General features: G+C 38.8%; 14 protein-coding genes and 1 other RNA gene. 6 read left to right on the top strand and 9 right to left on the bottom strand.

Annotated elements, in window-relative coordinates:
* Positions 1-24 precede the first annotated feature (24 nt).
* The 6 genes from HJC33_RS14380 to HJC33_RS14355 all read right to left on the bottom strand — a co-directional run bounded on the left by HJC33_RS14380 (position 25) and on the right by HJC33_RS14355 (position 6,644).
* Entirely contained in the window at positions 25-2,091 is a 2,067-nt protein-coding gene (locus HJC33_RS14380) for a sensor histidine kinase (protein WP_171659512.1), read from the bottom strand.
* A 383-nt stretch (positions 2,092-2,474) separates the two neighbouring features.
* Positions 2,475-2,633, bottom strand: coding sequence for a hypothetical protein (locus tag HJC33_RS14375; RefSeq protein WP_171659511.1), 159 nt, complete (start codon positions 2,631-2,633; stop codon positions 2,475-2,477).
* A 142-nt stretch (positions 2,634-2,775) separates the two neighbouring features.
* Entirely contained in the window at positions 2,776-3,510 is a 735-nt protein-coding gene (locus tag HJC33_RS14370; RefSeq protein ID WP_171659510.1) for a LytR/AlgR family response regulator transcription factor, read from the bottom strand.
* A gap of 130 nt (positions 3,511-3,640) precedes the next feature.
* Positions 3,641-5,182, bottom strand: coding sequence for a hypothetical protein (locus HJC33_RS14365; RefSeq protein ID WP_272620520.1), 1,542 nt, complete (start codon positions 5,180-5,182; stop codon positions 3,641-3,643).
* Positions 5,182-5,574, bottom strand: a complete 393-nt coding sequence (locus tag HJC33_RS14360; RefSeq protein ID WP_171659509.1) for an acyl-CoA thioesterase — start codon at positions 5,572-5,574, stop codon at positions 5,182-5,184. Before HJC33_RS14360 ends, HJC33_RS14365 begins: the two co-directional genes overlap by 1 nt.
* The gene (locus HJC33_RS14355; protein WP_246245562.1) at positions 5,574-6,644 is read right to left on the bottom strand and encodes a glutaminyl-peptide cyclotransferase; all 1,071 of its coding nucleotides are present in this window, start codon (positions 6,642-6,644) and stop codon (positions 5,574-5,576) included. The genes HJC33_RS14360 and HJC33_RS14355 overlap by 1 nt, the downstream gene beginning before the upstream one ends.
* A 75-nt stretch (positions 6,645-6,719) precedes the next feature.
* Here HJC33_RS14355 and ffs point away from each other — a divergent pair.
* The 4 genes from ffs to fsa all read left to right on the top strand — a co-directional run bounded on the left by ffs (position 6,720) and on the right by fsa (position 8,859).
* Positions 6,720-6,818, top strand: an RNA gene (gene ffs, locus HJC33_RS14350) — signal recognition particle sRNA small type.
* A 23-nt stretch (positions 6,819-6,841) separates the two neighbouring features.
* Positions 6,842-7,651 carry an SDR family oxidoreductase gene (locus tag HJC33_RS14345; protein ID WP_171659508.1) on the top strand — a complete coding sequence of 270 codons (810 nt, stop codon included), beginning with the start codon at positions 6,842-6,844 and terminating at the stop codon, positions 7,649-7,651.
* An 89-nt stretch (positions 7,652-7,740) separates the two neighbouring features.
* A complete protein-coding gene (locus tag HJC33_RS14340) occupies positions 7,741-8,103 on the top strand; it encodes a hypothetical protein (RefSeq protein WP_171659507.1) in 363 nt (120 codons plus the stop codon).
* 99 nt (positions 8,104-8,202) lie between these two features.
* Entirely contained in the window at positions 8,203-8,859 is a 657-nt protein-coding gene (fsa, locus tag HJC33_RS14335) for a fructose-6-phosphate aldolase (protein ID WP_171659506.1), read from the top strand.
* Between the two features lie 54 nt (positions 8,860-8,913).
* On the opposite strand, the gene HJC33_RS14330 is transcribed toward fsa, so the two are convergent.
* Positions 8,914-10,302, bottom strand: a complete 1,389-nt coding sequence (locus tag HJC33_RS14330; protein ID WP_171659505.1) for a TlpA family protein disulfide reductase — start codon at positions 10,300-10,302, stop codon at positions 8,914-8,916.
* A 164-nt stretch (positions 10,303-10,466) separates the two neighbouring features.
* Here HJC33_RS14330 and HJC33_RS14325 point away from each other — a divergent pair, with 164 nt between their 5' ends.
* Entirely contained in the window at positions 10,467-12,098 is a 1,632-nt protein-coding gene (locus HJC33_RS14325; RefSeq protein WP_171659504.1) for an ABC-F family ATP-binding cassette domain-containing protein, read from the top strand.
* An 8-nt stretch (positions 12,099-12,106) separates the two neighbouring features.
* Here the strand turns inward: HJC33_RS14325 and HJC33_RS14320 are convergent, their stop codons facing one another.
* Positions 12,107-12,796, bottom strand: coding sequence for a hypothetical protein (locus HJC33_RS14320; RefSeq protein ID WP_246245561.1), 690 nt, complete (start codon positions 12,794-12,796; stop codon positions 12,107-12,109).
* A gap of 236 nt (positions 12,797-13,032) precedes the next feature.
* Here HJC33_RS14320 and HJC33_RS14315 point away from each other — a divergent pair, with 236 nt between their 5' ends.
* A complete protein-coding gene (locus HJC33_RS14315) occupies positions 13,033-13,572 on the top strand; it encodes a fasciclin domain-containing protein (protein WP_171659502.1) in 540 nt (179 codons plus the stop codon).
* Here HJC33_RS14315 and pheT read toward each other — a convergent pair whose 3' ends face one another.
* The gene (gene pheT / locus HJC33_RS14310; RefSeq protein ID WP_171659501.1) at positions 13,573-15,993 is read right to left on the bottom strand and encodes a phenylalanine--tRNA ligase subunit beta; all 2,421 of its coding nucleotides are present in this window, start codon (positions 15,991-15,993) and stop codon (positions 13,573-13,575) included.
* Position 15,994 lies beyond the last annotated feature (1 nt).

Below are 15,994 nucleotides of genomic sequence, written 5' to 3'. Positions count from 1 at the left end.
TGTTTGTACTGTTGTCATGCAAAATTAAGCTTTTACCAACTTTTTTGATCGTTGTTCGGTATTTTCATTGTTCAGGGCCACATTCCTGTACGGAATATTTACCGTAAGAGTGGTGCCCTTGCCCTTTGTGCTGTTTATTTTTAGGGTTCCTTTGATTTTCTTCACCCGTGACATTACATTTCGTAATCCAATGCCCCTTTTTCCTTTGGTGCTGTCAAAACCGACCCCGTCATCAGAAATACTCAATTTGAAAATGCCATCATACAAGCCAAAATCTATGGCAACATTCTTGCATTGGGCGTGCTTTACGCAGTTTTGCAAGGATTCTTGGATAATCCTATAAATATTGATTTTTACATCACCTTGCAAGTTGTCCCAATCCACATTGGGGCTGTACACAAAAGAACTTGAAATTCCCGAGGATCTGCTGATACCTTCTATCAAATCTTCCAAGGAAACTATAAAATTATGAATTTTCTGATAAGAGGCATCGCTAAGCTCGTGCGATATGGTCCGGATTTCCTCTTCAACCTCTCTTAATTTTTCGATCAGGTCTGCTCTTTGCTCCACAGAGGCTTCGTCATCTTTTTCATTGAGACCGCTCAAAATTAAGCGAATACCGAGCATTTGTCCCAAAATACCATCATGCAGTTCTTCTGAGACCCGTTTTTTTTCCAATTGTTGCCCTTCCTTGAATTTACCTTCTTGGGCAAGCATTAAATTATAGATTTCCTGATTGCTCTCTTGTTGCTTTTGTTTGAATAACAATCTATTGTTATGGATACGTTGGGAAACAATAATGAGCATAGCGAGACCTAATAAAATCAACCCCAAAGCCGCACCGATCCAAATTTGTTTTTGGCGTGTCAATTGCTCGTTTTCTTGAATCACTTCGTCAGTTTCTAGGCGTATGCGGGCAAATTTGTCCCTTTTGGCACGTTCTTCTTCCTGTATGGCCTCGTTGAGTTCGTAATAGTCGTTGGAGTAGGTGAGTGCATTTTTACTATCCAATTGCGTGAGCAGTTTAAGTACCTCTAAGTGACGATCATTGTTAAGGGTTTGTTCGGCAGTTTCATGGGCTTCTTTGGCGTAAGTAATGGCATTAAGGGTATCTCCCTCGCTGGCCAATATTTCTGCATAATACTGATAGGCTCTCGCTTGTTGATACAAATCCCCTAAACTATCGTTGATTTTGATGCCTTGATCAATCAATTGTTTGATTTTTTCTTTATTTCCTCCAGTTTTAAAGAGCGTATAGGCATGACTGACCATTACCAATGAAAATAATTTTGGGCGGATAGATTTGAAACTTGGGTTTTGTAAAAGTTCACTATAAATTTTTTCTGCTCCAACATAATCTTCCATATCGAGGAATTCACCTGCTATGTTGTTTTTGTTTTGCCAAACGAGCTTTGATTTTTTAGAGGAATTAAGCTTATCTAAATAGGTGCTTGCTACTTCATAATATTCCAGAGATTTTTGATGATTTTTCATGCCGCTTGCAATAATTCCCAAGACATTATAACAATTGTAGATTCTTTGATTGTCTTCTAAATCATTAAAAATCTTCAGAGCTTCTGTTATATTGGTCTCAGCTCCTAAATAGTCTTTGTTGAAATCCTGAATACGCCCCATACTATAGAGCATCCTCCCTTTGAGGGACTGTGTTTCAGAATTCAGAGGAAGTCGATTAAAATTCTTGTAAGCAATTCTGAAATGGAAATAGGCACTGTCCATTACGCCATAGGATTGCAAAAAATAGGCCAAATCCCAATGCGATTCTCCCAAAGGCATGTACATATTTGCCTCTTGGGACAATTTCATAACCTCTCGGTTCATTTTTCGGAACCCCAAGGAATCAGGAAGGTTTTTATAAGCCAAGGAAATTCTAGACAGATGGTCTAAACGTATGGTGTCATTGGTAATTCCCACCAGGGCTTTTGTTCTGGCTTGGACCAGGAATTTTTTACGCTTTTCCATAGGAAGTTCCACACTATCCTTGGATATACGAATCCATTCGTTGATGGCCACGGAATTGGAATCAACGTTTGTTTGTGTACTGGACGGGGTTTCCCTACAAGCACATAGCATTACAAAGAGTAATATGAAGTAGCTGTATTTCAATAAGTTGTAATAAAAACGAATGTATTTTTACTTTCTTTTATACAAGGTACTAAAAAAGCCCCATACCTTGAAAAGGGTGATGGGGCTATGAGTACATTATTTTTCAGTTCTATAATTCCCGCTCATCGTTGAGCAAGTCGTTATCCAATAAATAGATATTGATTTGCATCCTTTTGTCGGGGGAATTTTTATTGAATGTTGATGTTTTTGATTTTGAATGCGATAGATTGCTTATGTGGAAGATGGTTATATCGTTTTTAAAGTACTGATAGGAGAACTCACCCATACAGCATACCAATAAAAATATAACGCTCCCAATACAATACAATCTTACTTTATTCATAACTCATTTAATTTCTTCCCTCTGCGTCGCTTTCAGATTTATCTGTAGATTCTTGATCCAACGCTTCAAAAAGACTTTCGGTATCTTGCACATCAGTATCTGCTTCGCAAGACATCATTCCCATTCCCATTGCCACTACGGCCAAAATACATACTACTTTCCTCATGATAATTAAGTTTTCTGTGGTTAAATTTTTTGGTTAGCAATGCCAAATTATTCAACCTTCAACCAGAAGTGTAGTACGTAGCTGTTTTTTTAGTATTTGTCGTTAATCTGCTAGAATTTTACTATAATCTGCAAGAATTTAACTAATTGAGAGATTTTATTGCGGTTTTGGAGAGCATCTCCTTTAAAGCATCAATCTTGTTCTTATATGTTTTGGAAAAAGGCAGCTCTTCTTCATTTTCGCTGCGCAAAGTGCACATGCTCTTTCCATAGTTGATTCGGGAAACATACCTGCTATTTAAAATATAGCTTTGGTGAATACGAATGAACCCCTTTGGAAGTTTATCCTCAAAAGATTTCAGCGTTTTATAGGCGCTCACCACATTGCCATCTCTCATAACAAAGTCCGTGGTATTGTTGTCCGATTTTAAATATAAAATGTCACTGGTATCCAAATACCGATAGTCGTTATATGATTTTAGGCAGATGGTGGAGGGCAACATTTGTTTGGGATGCCTTTTACGGAGGCGCAGGATGGTCTTGCGAATGTCAAATTCGTTATGAGGCAAGATCCAATAGTCGAAAAAGCCACTTTTTATAGCGTTGTAAGCATATTTTTTAGAGTCAGAGAACCCAATGATGATTGGAAGCGTCTGCATGTATTGGTTGAGTTCCGATACCATTAGGAAATAGGACATGCTTTCTCCATTAAGGTTGATGAGCACGATATCTGGAGTGTGTTTTAAAATGCTATCCAGACCATCTTCAGCGTCATGGGCTGTTTCCAGACAGATGAAATCTCCATGTTCTTGGAGAAAAAGCTGTAATTGCAGTTTTGAGGTGGCGTCTGCATCTATGACAACATAAGTGTAATCCATGAGCAATATCCTTGGTGCAATTTAACAATAGCTTAAAAAAACTCGTTACACTTTTCCCTTAAAAAAACTAGGGATTTCCCTCAAAATCAGGGAGTTTTCTTACTGAGTGTCTTAATATTTTCTTAAGAAATCAATTTTCATTGAAAAATTCGTAAGCACCGATATCTGGATTTTGGGTTCGGTCCATTCCTAAAATATCGGTAATTACAGGTGATGGAAGGTTAGGTTCTGCTGCATCCAGGGCAGCCGAATTTTCACCAATCGTAAATTGGTTCTGAAATGGCTGGATGAAATCCGGGGATTCATTCAAAATAATATTAAGGTAGTTATCCGGATTTTCAAAGTCAAAAAGCGGGTCATCCTCAAAAAGATTTTCAGTGTCATCAAATTGCAACAAACAATTTTGGAAGCTAAAATTGAAATCAGCATTGGCATCTTGAAGCATAGAGAGTTCCAGGGACATGCTACCACCAACAATACAATTGATAAAATCTGCACTTTCCAGATTTTGGGAAGAGGTTCCATCAGTATTGGTAATGCTCAATGCGGAACCGTTTCTAAAGCCATTGGTCCAATAATTGGCGACGGTGCAATGGGTAAAATGATACCTGCCACCCAAGTGTAACAACGCCGAGGTTTCGCCAGCATTGCCCAAAACGGTATTTTCTGCAATAACGTGGGCAGATGTGGCCCATAGATTACCAGAAAGGCTGTTGTAAATCTGAACATTGCGTAACGTAAGGGTAGGGGAAGCCAGGAGTTCATCACCATCTACCCGTAGACCGATCGTGGCGTTTTTAAGGGTCAAATGCGCAATACGGTTGTTGGTGCTCCCTTCCCTGATCCAAATGGCACCCCATTGACCGGGTTCATCAGTATAGGTGGTTTCCAGTCGGTCTCCTTCAAAAATGACCTCATTTTCCAAAGCGGTTTCATCCTCGCTCAAAGCTCCGTTAATGTCCAATGAAGCTCCACTATTGATCAAAATCCCTGAGTTTTCATGAAAATGGACGCGAGTGCCCGCCTCCATGGTCAGTGTGTTACCTTCAGTAACCGCAGCATACCCGTAAATGACGTAAGGTTTTTCATTGGTGAAAAGGAGTTCGCCCGTTTCAAGCTCAAAACCTTCAACCCGAATTTCCTCTCCATTGTCATCTAACCCCAACACTAAGGATTCTTTGGAACCGTCATCCAATTCGCTTGGGAAAAGCAAAATAGCATCTTTTACCAAAGTGACCAGTTCCACGTGTTGCGTTTCGCTACCTTCACCAAATAAGAGACTTTCGGTATACAGAAATTCGTTTTCTGGGGTTTGGGAAGCATCAAATGTGGTTTCGATAAAAACAAACAGGCTGTCCTTGGCCAAAAGCGGAATGTCTTGAAACTCTTTTCCTGCCAAACCGTCTACGTTGAGTCTATAATCGCTTTGTTGTCCTGTTTCCATACCTATATAAGGTATAAGGATATCATCATTGCTGCGGTTGTACACTTTTAAGGAATACGTACTGCTCCCAATATTGCTGAAAATGGTATCCAGGAAAACGGTATCCTTGGAAAATTGCAAGTTTCCGGTACTTGGGGCATATTCAAAATCTTCCCTGCAAGACCCCAACACTAGTAATGTTATAAGTCCTAGGCTTGTAATGATCCATTTTAATGCTGAAGATTTCACTATTTCAAAAACAATTTTTGTACAGATTCTGGAACCCTTTTGGGGCGAAATGTTTGGGCATCCAAAAGACACCACTCTGTACATGCGTTAACTAAAACAGCTTCAGTTTTATTGTTTTTGATTTCTACAATTCTGATGGAAAGAGGACCTTTGGTCTCTTTGATATAGGTGTTTATTTTGATGGAATCACCCAAAACGGCAGATTTATGGTAGGAAATAGTATGTTTCTTCACCACCCAGATCATTTCCTTCCGGATTTCCTCTGTAGTGACTTTAAACCAATGTTTTTTGGAAATTTCTTGTATCCACTCCACATATCGGATATTGTTCACATGGTCCAATTCGTCCAAATCGGTAGGTACAACATCAAAGACTTCGGTATAGGACTGCATTAATCTTTCTTCAGGATTTTAACCTCAAAGAGTTTGTCCCAGTTTTTTCCGGTGACAAAAAAGGTGCCTTTATCCTTGTGGTAGGCCACACCGTTCAATACAGAATTGGTATCGTCCCACTCTGGTCCTTTTTTTACTTGATTTTTGAGTCCGCCAAAATTGATGACCCCTTCAATGGCTCCAGAAGTTGCATCAATGATCATCATGCTTTCCCGTTGGTAGACATTGGCATAGATTTTTCCATTTACATATTCCAACTCATTGGCTTTATTAAAAATGGATTTATTGGTCACGGTTTCAATATAGCCTTGTTCCTCAAGGGTGTTTGGATTTAAAAACCAGATTTTTTCGGTACCGTCACTCTTATAGATTTTTTCGCCATCATTGCAAAGACCCCAACCCTCGCGACTTTCACCATAGGTGAAGTCTTTAATGTGTTCTAGATTGGATGGGTTGTACACATAACCAATACCGCTTTGCCAGGTCAATTGGTACAATTTATTTTGAAGTAACGTAATGCCCTCCCCAAATACCGAAGCGTCCAAATCTATTTTCTGAAGGATTTCACCGGTTTCAAAATTTACCTTTCTTATTGTTGAAGCCCCTTTTTTACCCGTACTTTCATATAATACATTGTCATGAAATTCCAAACCTTGGGTATATGCTGAAGGATCGTGGGGATAGGTGTTCAATATTTCGTAGGTGTATATTGCAGGAGGATTAGCGGACAATAAGCGTATTTTTCTTTGAATTTCTACTGTTTGCTCTTCAAAACTGATGAGTGCCATCAATGTTTTGTTGCCCAATGTCTTTGCATTGAGTTTGAGCTTACCATTCGTAAGAGACAACTCTTCTCCATCCATAAAATAACGTACCTCGGATATTTCTATAGCTGCCTTACTTTTAATGGCAACTCCAATCTCTTGATTTTGAGTTAGTTTATTTTTGTTCCCTTCGAGCTCAATAGAGAACAGTTTGGATGGGTCTTTTTCTCCACCACAGCCTAGGAAAAAGAGCAAAAAACAAAATATGGATAGAAGCTTGACCATTGTCTTTAGTATATGTTTCATAATTTACCTCCTTGTTTGTCGAAATTAAGGATGAAATAGGATTGCGGCAAATTTAAAAGGTCGTATATTTGCCTTTGGCAAGTCCTACACGACCAGCTCCTGCAGAATCCCCCAGGGTGGGAACGCAGCAAGGGTATGTGGTCGTAGCGGTGCGATGTAGGTAGCTTGCCTTTTTTTGTACCCAAAAATCAGAGATTATGGCTAAAAAAGTTGTACTGATAACCGGTGGCTCTTCGGGCATAGGAAAGTCCATTGGAACCTATTTGGCATCCAAAGATTATAAGGTCTATGGCACTGCAAGAACCCCTAAAAATTATCCTGATTTTGATGTTTTTGAATTAGTGCAGCTGGATGTAAAGCAGCCTGAAAGTGTTCAGAAAGCTGTGGAATATGTGATTTCCAAAGAAGGACGACTGGATGTTTTGGTCAACAATGCCGGAGTTGGGATGACAGGTCCGATTGAAGAAACACCGCACGAAGAAATCCTGAATATTTTTGATATCAATTTCAATGGTCCGGTGCATATGATAAAAGCTGTTCTTCCGCAAATGCGTGAGCAGGGTGGGGGATTGATCATCAACGTCACTTCCATTGCTGGGTACATGGGACTGCCGTTTCGAGGATTTTATTCGGCCACTAAAGGTGCGTTGGGGTTATTAACGGAAGCACTTCGGATGGAAACCAAGGATTTTGGGATTCATATCGCCAATGTGGCCCCGGGGGATTTCGCCACCAATATTGCCGCGGGGAGATATCATGCTCCTGTAAAACCTGAATCTGCATATAAGGATACCTATGGAAAAAGCTTGGATTTAATGAATGAACATGTAGATGCAGGGGGAGATCCTATGGAGGTGGCCCATAAGGTCTATGCGATTATTCAAAAGAAAAGCCCTAAAATCCACAATCCGGTTGGAGAATTTACGCAAAGGCTTTCGCTTATTTTAAAGAGAATCCTTCCAGGTAAGTTATACGAAAAACTTTTGCTCAATCACTACAAGCTGTAAATTGATGGCATGTTTTTTGATTTTGTTGTCATATGGGACAATCAAAGAACATATATAAGGTAGCTCTACTCGTTTTCGTTACATTTTTTATGCAAAGTTGTGACGAGGTTTATGAATGTATTTTCAATATCAATCCAGAGATTCATGACAAGCCATTGGAATTAGGTTTTGTTGGTGAAAGGTATTATGGCTTGATTACAGCTGAAATCAGTAATGAAGTCAATGATGATGATTACCACTACGATTTTGAAGTTTTCGGAAACCTCCCTCCGGGAATTTTTTTTGATATCAACCGGAGGTCCATTGAGTTTTATGGTATACCTGAAGATATTGGAACCTACAGATTTGAAGTGGAGCTTTTTGTGGAATCTTGGGATTATGATGGATATGATGGTAGTCCAACATGCTCAGATTCTGCGGTAAGGGAATTTGTAATTCAAGTGGTCGACTAAACTTCTACTAGGATATTTTATCCAAATTTGGAACACTAGGCTGGTTAATGTTGTAAATTAGCAATGAATTCTTTTACAACTTTAAAACAAGCTAGAAACATGAAATTTTTTATTGATACCGCCAACTTGGACCAAATTTCCGAAGCACAACAATTAGGGGTCTTGGACGGGGTTACTACCAATCCATCCTTGATGGCCAAGGAGGGCATTACAGGAAAGGACAATATTTTAAAACACTATGTGGACATCTGCAATATTGTAGATGGAGATGTTTCTGCAGAGGTTGTGTCCACAGAATTTGATGCTATGGTAAAAGAAGGTATGGAATTGGCTGAATTGCACAATCAAATTGTGGTTAAGGTCCCTATGATCAAAGATGGTGTAAAAGCGCTTAAGTATTTTTCTGATAATGGAATCCGTACCAATTGTACCTTGGTGTTCTCACCAGGACAAGCATTGTTGGCAGCTAAGGCAGGTGCCACTTATGTATCCCCATTTTTGGGAAGATTGGATGATATCTCCACAGATGGATTGAATCTAATTTCTGAAATACGTTTGATTTACGATAACTACGCTTTTGATACACAGATTTTGGCAGCCTCAATTCGTCATACCATGCACGTTATTGATTGTGCTAAATTGGGTGCCGATGTAATGACAGGGCCATTGTCTTCTATTGAAGGACTTTTGAAACACCCACTTACAGATATTGGCTTGGAGAAATTCTTAGCGGATTACAGAAAAGGGAACTCTTAAGAAAGAAGAGCTATAAATTTATAAAAAGGACCCTGGAATTATTTCAGGGTTTTTTTATTTCTTGAAAGAATAGTAAAGATTTGCAAAGGCATCTACAATCACAGTGTCTTTTGCTATCACACACTTATTGAGGCCATCTATGATCATAGTGGTCTGGATTTCCTTAAAATCCTCGCCATAAAACTGATTGTTTTTATCTAGCTGTTTTTCTTCAATTATTTTGGCCCATTGTGTAGGACTGGTCCTAAGGTTGATGCCCACAAAAGTATAATCAGGATAATTTCGCTCCAATTTTTCAATGAGTTCGGTCACATTGCTAAAGTGCTTCTTTTGTGAAGTTGTCCAAAAATAAAATACGGTATTTCTTTTTTGGCTGATTTCTTTGAGGGAGTGCTCTTTGTTTTCAAAATCTTTTACCTTCAGATCCGGAAGAGCCATTCCAGGTTGCAAGTTTTGAATCCCTTCATATAAATGCGAGATTTCATTTTTATGGTCTTCATTGGTGGAGAGCTTTCGAAATTTGTCAATGAAGATTTGGCATTCTTTATTGGATTTGTGCTCTTTTAACAAATAGTCCATGGCTATATTCCTGAAAAGCAAGTTTCTAAGACTCTCCTGTTGTACCAAACTATCAACTAAATGGAGTTTGTGCTTATTAAAGTGTAAATGGCTTGTAGCAGGAATTTTTCCGGAATTGCAATCATCTAGACAAGCCATATAGGACAAATTGCCAAAATGATATTTCATATAATCAAAATAGGGCCTGAAGAACGTTAAATGCTGGCTGTTGAGGTCAATGTTCTTCCTGTAATCATAAAAGTCTTCCGTAAGATTATGGATGGTTTCTTCACCCGTTTTTTTCTTGTGGTAGAACGGATACTTTTCCCGATAAATAAAGTTGTTGTAATCAACAGATGCTTTTGCCATGGTCAAGACCTTGTCACCTAATTGATTGTCATTGGTCAGTTCCTCAAGATGCTTCAGTTTTATGGATTGAAGTGAATCTGCTTTATGTTTGAATTTTTCAGGAGAAAGTGCATAATAGTCATACATTATAGGTTCTTCCTTTTCATGGGCCAAATACATTTCAACCAAGAAATTGTTGATTTCACTTCCATTGCCAGAAAATACTAGCGACTCATCAAATTCAACCGTGTTCAACCGTATTAAAAGGCTATCACCTTCTTGTAGATAAACATATTGTAGTTCCGGGCTATGGTCAAAATGGTATAATCCTTCATCTATCCCTTGAAGATTAAAAGCAAATCTATTGTTGTCATCCAGCTTGACAGAGTCGATATAAGTATCGTTCCTATAGAGGACAACATAGTCGCTTGTGGGATTAACTATCTCACCGCCGAAGAAGACCGAGGGGCATTCTCCGTGCTTTTGTGAGCACGCCAAAACGGCTAGGAAAGATAGGCCGAGTAAAAATCTTACCATATAAAGGGAACCGTCATATTTGGTGACAAAAATAGGGATACGAAAAAATCCCTCTTGTTAATGGCGAGTTAAATGTTGTAAAAGCCTGTTTATGTGTAGTTTGATATTATGCAATTAAATTGGTAATAAGGATGGCTTTTAACTATTTTTGCAAAAAAATTTGAATGCTATCAGTATCCAACTTATCAGTACAATTTGGTAAAAGAGTTTTGTTTGACGAAGTCAACGTAACCTTTACCCAAGGGAATTGTTATGGAATCATCGGCGCCAATGGTGCTGGGAAGTCCACATTTTTAAAAATTATATCTGGGCAATTGGATGCAACCTCTGGGCATGTGCACTTAGAGCCCGGAAAACGTATGTCCATTTTGGAACAGAATCACAACGCATATGATGAATTTCCGGTTTTGGAGACTGTTGTGATGGGTAACAAGCCCTTGTACAAAATCAAAAAGGAAATAGATGCCCTATATGCGGACTATACAGATGAAAATGCGGAAAAGATTGGTGAATTGCAAGTTCAGTTTGAGGAAATGAATGGCTGGAACGCTGACAGTGATGCCGCTGCCTTGCTTTCTAACTTAGGAATTACTGAAGAATTGCACTATACCAACATGGCCGATATGGATTCCAAGTTAAAAGTACGGGTATTGTTGGCCCAAGCTTTATTTGGAAACCCAGATGTGCTGATCATGGATGAGCCTACCAATGATTTGGATTATGAAACCATTCATTGGTTAGAGAACTTTTTGGCCAATTATGAGAACACCGTAATTGTTGTTTCGCACGACAGACACTTTTTAGATGCAGTTTGTACCAGCATTGCCGATATTGACTTTGGGAAGATCAATCTATTCTCTGGAAATTACACCTTTTGGTATGAGAGTAGCCAGCTAGCAGCTAGACAACGTGCCCAACAGAACAAAAAGGCTGAGGAAAAGGCCAAAGAATTACAAGAATTCATTCAGCGATTTAGCGCCAACGTAGCCAAAAGTAAACAAGCCACATCCCGTAAGAAGATGTTGGATAAATTGAAAATTGAGGACATCAAACCATCAAGTAGAAGATATCCAGCTATTATTTTTGACCGGGAAAGAGAAGCTGGGGACCAAATTTTGAATGTGGAAAAACTTTCAGCCACTTCAGAAGATGGTGATTTGTTGTTTCAGGATGTGAACATTAATCTGGCAAAAGGAGATAAAGTAGCTATTCTTTCCAAGGATTCAAGGGCCTCTTCGGCATTCTACAATATTATCGCAGGAAAAACAAAGGCAGATAGTGGAACATACCAATGGGGAGTTACCACAACCCAATCGTATTTGCCTGCGGACAATTCTGAATATTTTGATCAAGACATCAATTTAGTGGACTGGCTGCGTCAATGGGCCAAAACTGAAGAGGAGAGAGAGGAGGTTTACATCCGTGGATTCTTAGGAAAAATGTTGTTCAGTGGAGAAGAAGCACTTAAGAAAAGCACAGTTCTTTCTGGAGGAGAAAAGGTAAGGTGTATGTTGAGCCGTATGATGATGCTGAGAGCTAACGTGCTTTTATTGGATGAACCCACCAACCATTTGGATTTGGAAAGTATTACGGCGTTCAACAATTCGCTCAAGAATTTTAAAGGTACAGTACTATTGACAACGCACGATCATGAGTTTGTCAATACAGTAGCAAATAGAATCATTGAGATTACACCTAAAGGCTGTATTGATCGCTATTTGAGTTTTGATGATTACATGTCTGACAAATCCATCAAAGAGCAACGCGAGAAAATGTATGCTATGCCAACGGTATAATTTAGCTTTTATGCATTAAAGTATTTGCTGTTCCAAATAGCAGGATTGAAATTCTTTCCAAGCGCAAAACCGTAAAAAATAACCACGGATGCAATACACTTGAACATAAAGAAGAAAATAATCCAGAATTCTGCTGTAGAATTATTTTTTGAGAATAGCCCGTTGGGAACCAAAAGGGTCACTGCATAACTTATCAATACTACAAAAAGCGTAAGATTTACAATATTTCTGAAAGGCCAAACCATCCATTTCCTTAAGGGATGAAGGTCGTTGCCCCACTTATGAATCAAATAAAAGTAATCATTGCCAATGGGAGCAAAGAGTAATGGGTCATCTTTATCCTCCAGTTTGAACAATTTTGAAGGCGCCATGATTTTAAAACCTTTTATCTCGGTCTGATGGGCCTTTTCCAACTCCTGTATTTTGCGTAGGGCACTTTTGGGAATTTCACCTTTAAAATAACTACTGTCCAAAAAGCGCAAACGATAGTCAATACAGATTTCCTTGATTTGATCTAAATGATAGATTTTGTCGGTTTGCAGCAAATCAACATTGAAAGTATTGTGTTGGATGTTATTTCTACTGGTGAGTTCAGCAGAAATTTTAGCGTCATGCATAGCTGGACTGGATAATATGCGGCGGACAGCACTCCAATCTTTTTGTTCTTTTGCTCTAACCTTTTGAAGTTGGAGCTCCATGTTGGTATTTTTAAATATCATCTTCTTTTTCTAAGCAATTCACTCAAATTTAAGGAATTGTGTTGTTGTTTTTTTGAAAAGCAAAATCACATGGATGTTAACATTGTGTTAAATTGATTATTGGTGTCGAAAAGCGCTGCTGGTTTTGTTAAAAAGATGTATCTTATCGAAGATTTTAGCATTTAATCGTAAGAGCCAAACCAAAACCAAGAAGTTCCAAAGTTGAGAACACTAAAATGAAAGCCCCCTTAACCCAAATCCTACTAGGTCTATGTATGGCCTTTTCCTTTTCATCCTTTTCTCAAGAACTAGAAATATCCCCATCAGAACCCATTTCACAAAGTGCTATTGATTCTGATAGGCATAAAATTTTATTGGCTGCGGTAAAGGCCACCAAATTGGACGATGTTTTGGACAGTTCTGGGCCCTTTACGGTTTTTGCTCCCTCAGATGCTGCTTTTGAGCGTTTTTCCAAAACTAAAATGGAGCAATTGCTCAATGCACAAGACAAGAGCGAGCTAAAATCCTTGCTTTCATACCATATTGTTGCCGGACAGTTGACAGCTTCTAGAATTTTACGAGCAATGTGTAGAGGTAATGGCACCGCCAGTTTCACTACCATTCAAGGAAAAAAACTCATAGCTCATTTAGATGGCTACGATATTGTGTTGACAGACCCGGTGGGCAATACTGCTCGCATCACCACAGCCGATTTGAACTTAAAGAATGGAATAATTCACGAAATTGATAGTGTGATTCTGCCAACGCAAATGTAATTAGCGTAATTCTGCCCCTAACTCTTTTTGATATCTTGCCAATAATTTGGCCATAATCTTATCAATCTGCTTGTCGGTCAAGGTTTTGCTTTCATCAAGCAATGTAAAACTGATTGCGTATGACTTTTTACCTTCAGGAAGATTTTTGCCTGTATAAACGTCAAACAGATTCACATCCTTCAATAGCTTTTTTTCAGTACTCCATGCAATGTCATAAATCTGCTGAAAAGTAACAGACTCATCAAGAAGAAGGGCAAAGTCACGATTGACTTCTGGGAATTTTGGGATTTCCTTGAATACAATATTTTGCTTGCTGATATGGCTCAAAATAGCATCCCAATCAAAATCTGCAAAAAACACATCTTGCTTTATATCAAATTTTTTCAGCAAGGTCTTGTCAACTAGCCCGTAAAACCCTACTGAGGTGTTGTTTTTAGTGCATATCAACCCTTCTGAAAGTATTGAGCTGGAGTAGGGTTCCGTTTTAATATCCCTAAGTCCCAAGCGATCGAACAAAGTTTCAACCACACCTTTTAGGAAAAAGAAATCAGATTTTTGAGAATTGAGGGTCCAACTATCAACAGATCTGTTTCCTGTAATGTAAATGGAAAGATGCTGTTTTTCTTGGTTTTCACCATTTGCTTTATGATAGGTTTTTCCAAATTCAAAAAGCTTAAGGTTATTTTTTTGTCTATTGCTATTGTAAGCAACAGTTTGAAGACCAGAAAACAACATTGAAGTTCTAAGTTCGGATAAATCTGAACTCAAAGGATTCAGCATTGTAACGGCTTGCTCGTTGTCACCAAAAATTTGATGAGAACCTGAAGCTACAAGGCTATTGGTCATAATTTCATGAAAACCTTGGGTGGCCAGAGTGTTCCCAATTACATCTTGAATTTTATGATTATCAAACTTGGAGGTCGTGGCAATGGATGCTGTTAGTTTTTCCTTATCATCAATATTATTATAGCCGTAAACACGTAAAATCTCTTCAATAACATCTACTTCGCGTTCTACATCAACTCTATAATTGGGAATGGTGAGCCCAAGACCGGATTCGGTGACGTTGTTCACTTTGATTTCCAGAGATGCAAGTATAGATTTTATAGTATCCCTTGGGATTTCCTGACCGATCAAGGTGTTGATTTTATCAAAAGTCAAGAAAACCTGTCTTTCTTGCACCTTTTTAGGGTAGAGGTCTATCAATTCGGAACTGATATCACCTCCTGCAATTTCGCGTATCAACAATGCAGCTCTTTTAAGGGCATATTTTGTGATGTCGATATCCACACCCCTTTCAAACCTAAAAGAAGCATCTGTATTTAAACCATGTCTTTTGGCTGTTTTACGAATAGAAACAGGATTAAAATAAGCACTTTCCAAAAAAATGGAGGTGGTATGTTCTGTAACTCCCGAGTTTAGTCCCCCAAAAACCCCAGCAATGCACATGGGCTTTTCACTATCGCAAATCATTAAATCTTCCTCATGTAGTTCTCGTTCTACATCATCCAAGGTTGTGAATTTGGTCCCAGCGGGCAGGGTCTTTACTTCAATTTTACTACCTTTTATTTTTGATGCATCAAAAGCATGTAAAGGCTGTCCAAGTTCATGAAGTACATAATTGGTCACGTCCACTACATTATTGATAGGTGATAGTCCAATAGACTTCAAACGATTTTTTAACCAATCTGGAGATTCTTGAACAATAAGATTACTGATGGTAATTCCGCAATATCTAGGCGCTAAATCACTTTTTTCAACCTCAACATCAATTTTAAGCGATCTGTTGTCAATTGAATAGTTACTGGTAGAAGGAGTAACCAGCTCTTTTTGAATTTCTTTTTGCTCCAATCCGGCTTTAAGGTCACGAGCCACACCAAAATGACTCATGGCATCGGCACGGTTAGGTGTTAGGCCAATCTCAAAAACCTCATCGCTTTCAATTTCAAAGACCTCTGCGCATGGTGTTCCTGGTTTAAGGGTGTCACTGAGCACCATGATACCGTCATGGCTTTTACCAAGCCCAAGCTCATCCTCTGCACAGATCATCCCATGACTTTCTTCACCCCTAATTTTACCTTTTTTGATTTCCCAAGACTCTCCCTCTGCTGTGTAAAGTGTTGTACCTATTGTTGCTACCGGCACTTTTTGTCCAGTTTCTACATTAGGGGCGCCACAGACAATTTGAAGCGGTTCGTAACCCCCAATATCTACGGTCGTGAGTTTAAGTCTATCTGCGTTGGGGTGTTTTTCGCAAGTAAGTACATGCCCTACAACTACTCCTTTCAAGCCACCTTTGACGGATTCAAATCCAGTAATCCCCTCTATTTCCAGCCCTAAGTCTGTTAGAAGTTCACCTGTCTTTTGTGAATCCCAATCAATATTCAAAAACTGTTTCAACCAGTTGTAAGAGATTTTCATA

It is taken from the genome of Flagellimonas amphidinii, assembly GCF_013090115.1.
In the GTDB taxonomy this organism is placed as follows: Bacteria; Bacteroidota; Bacteroidia; order Flavobacteriales; family Flavobacteriaceae; genus Flagellimonas; species Flagellimonas amphidinii.
Note: the sequence above shows the minus strand (reverse complement) of the source record. Positions and strands in the feature narration are given on the sequence as shown.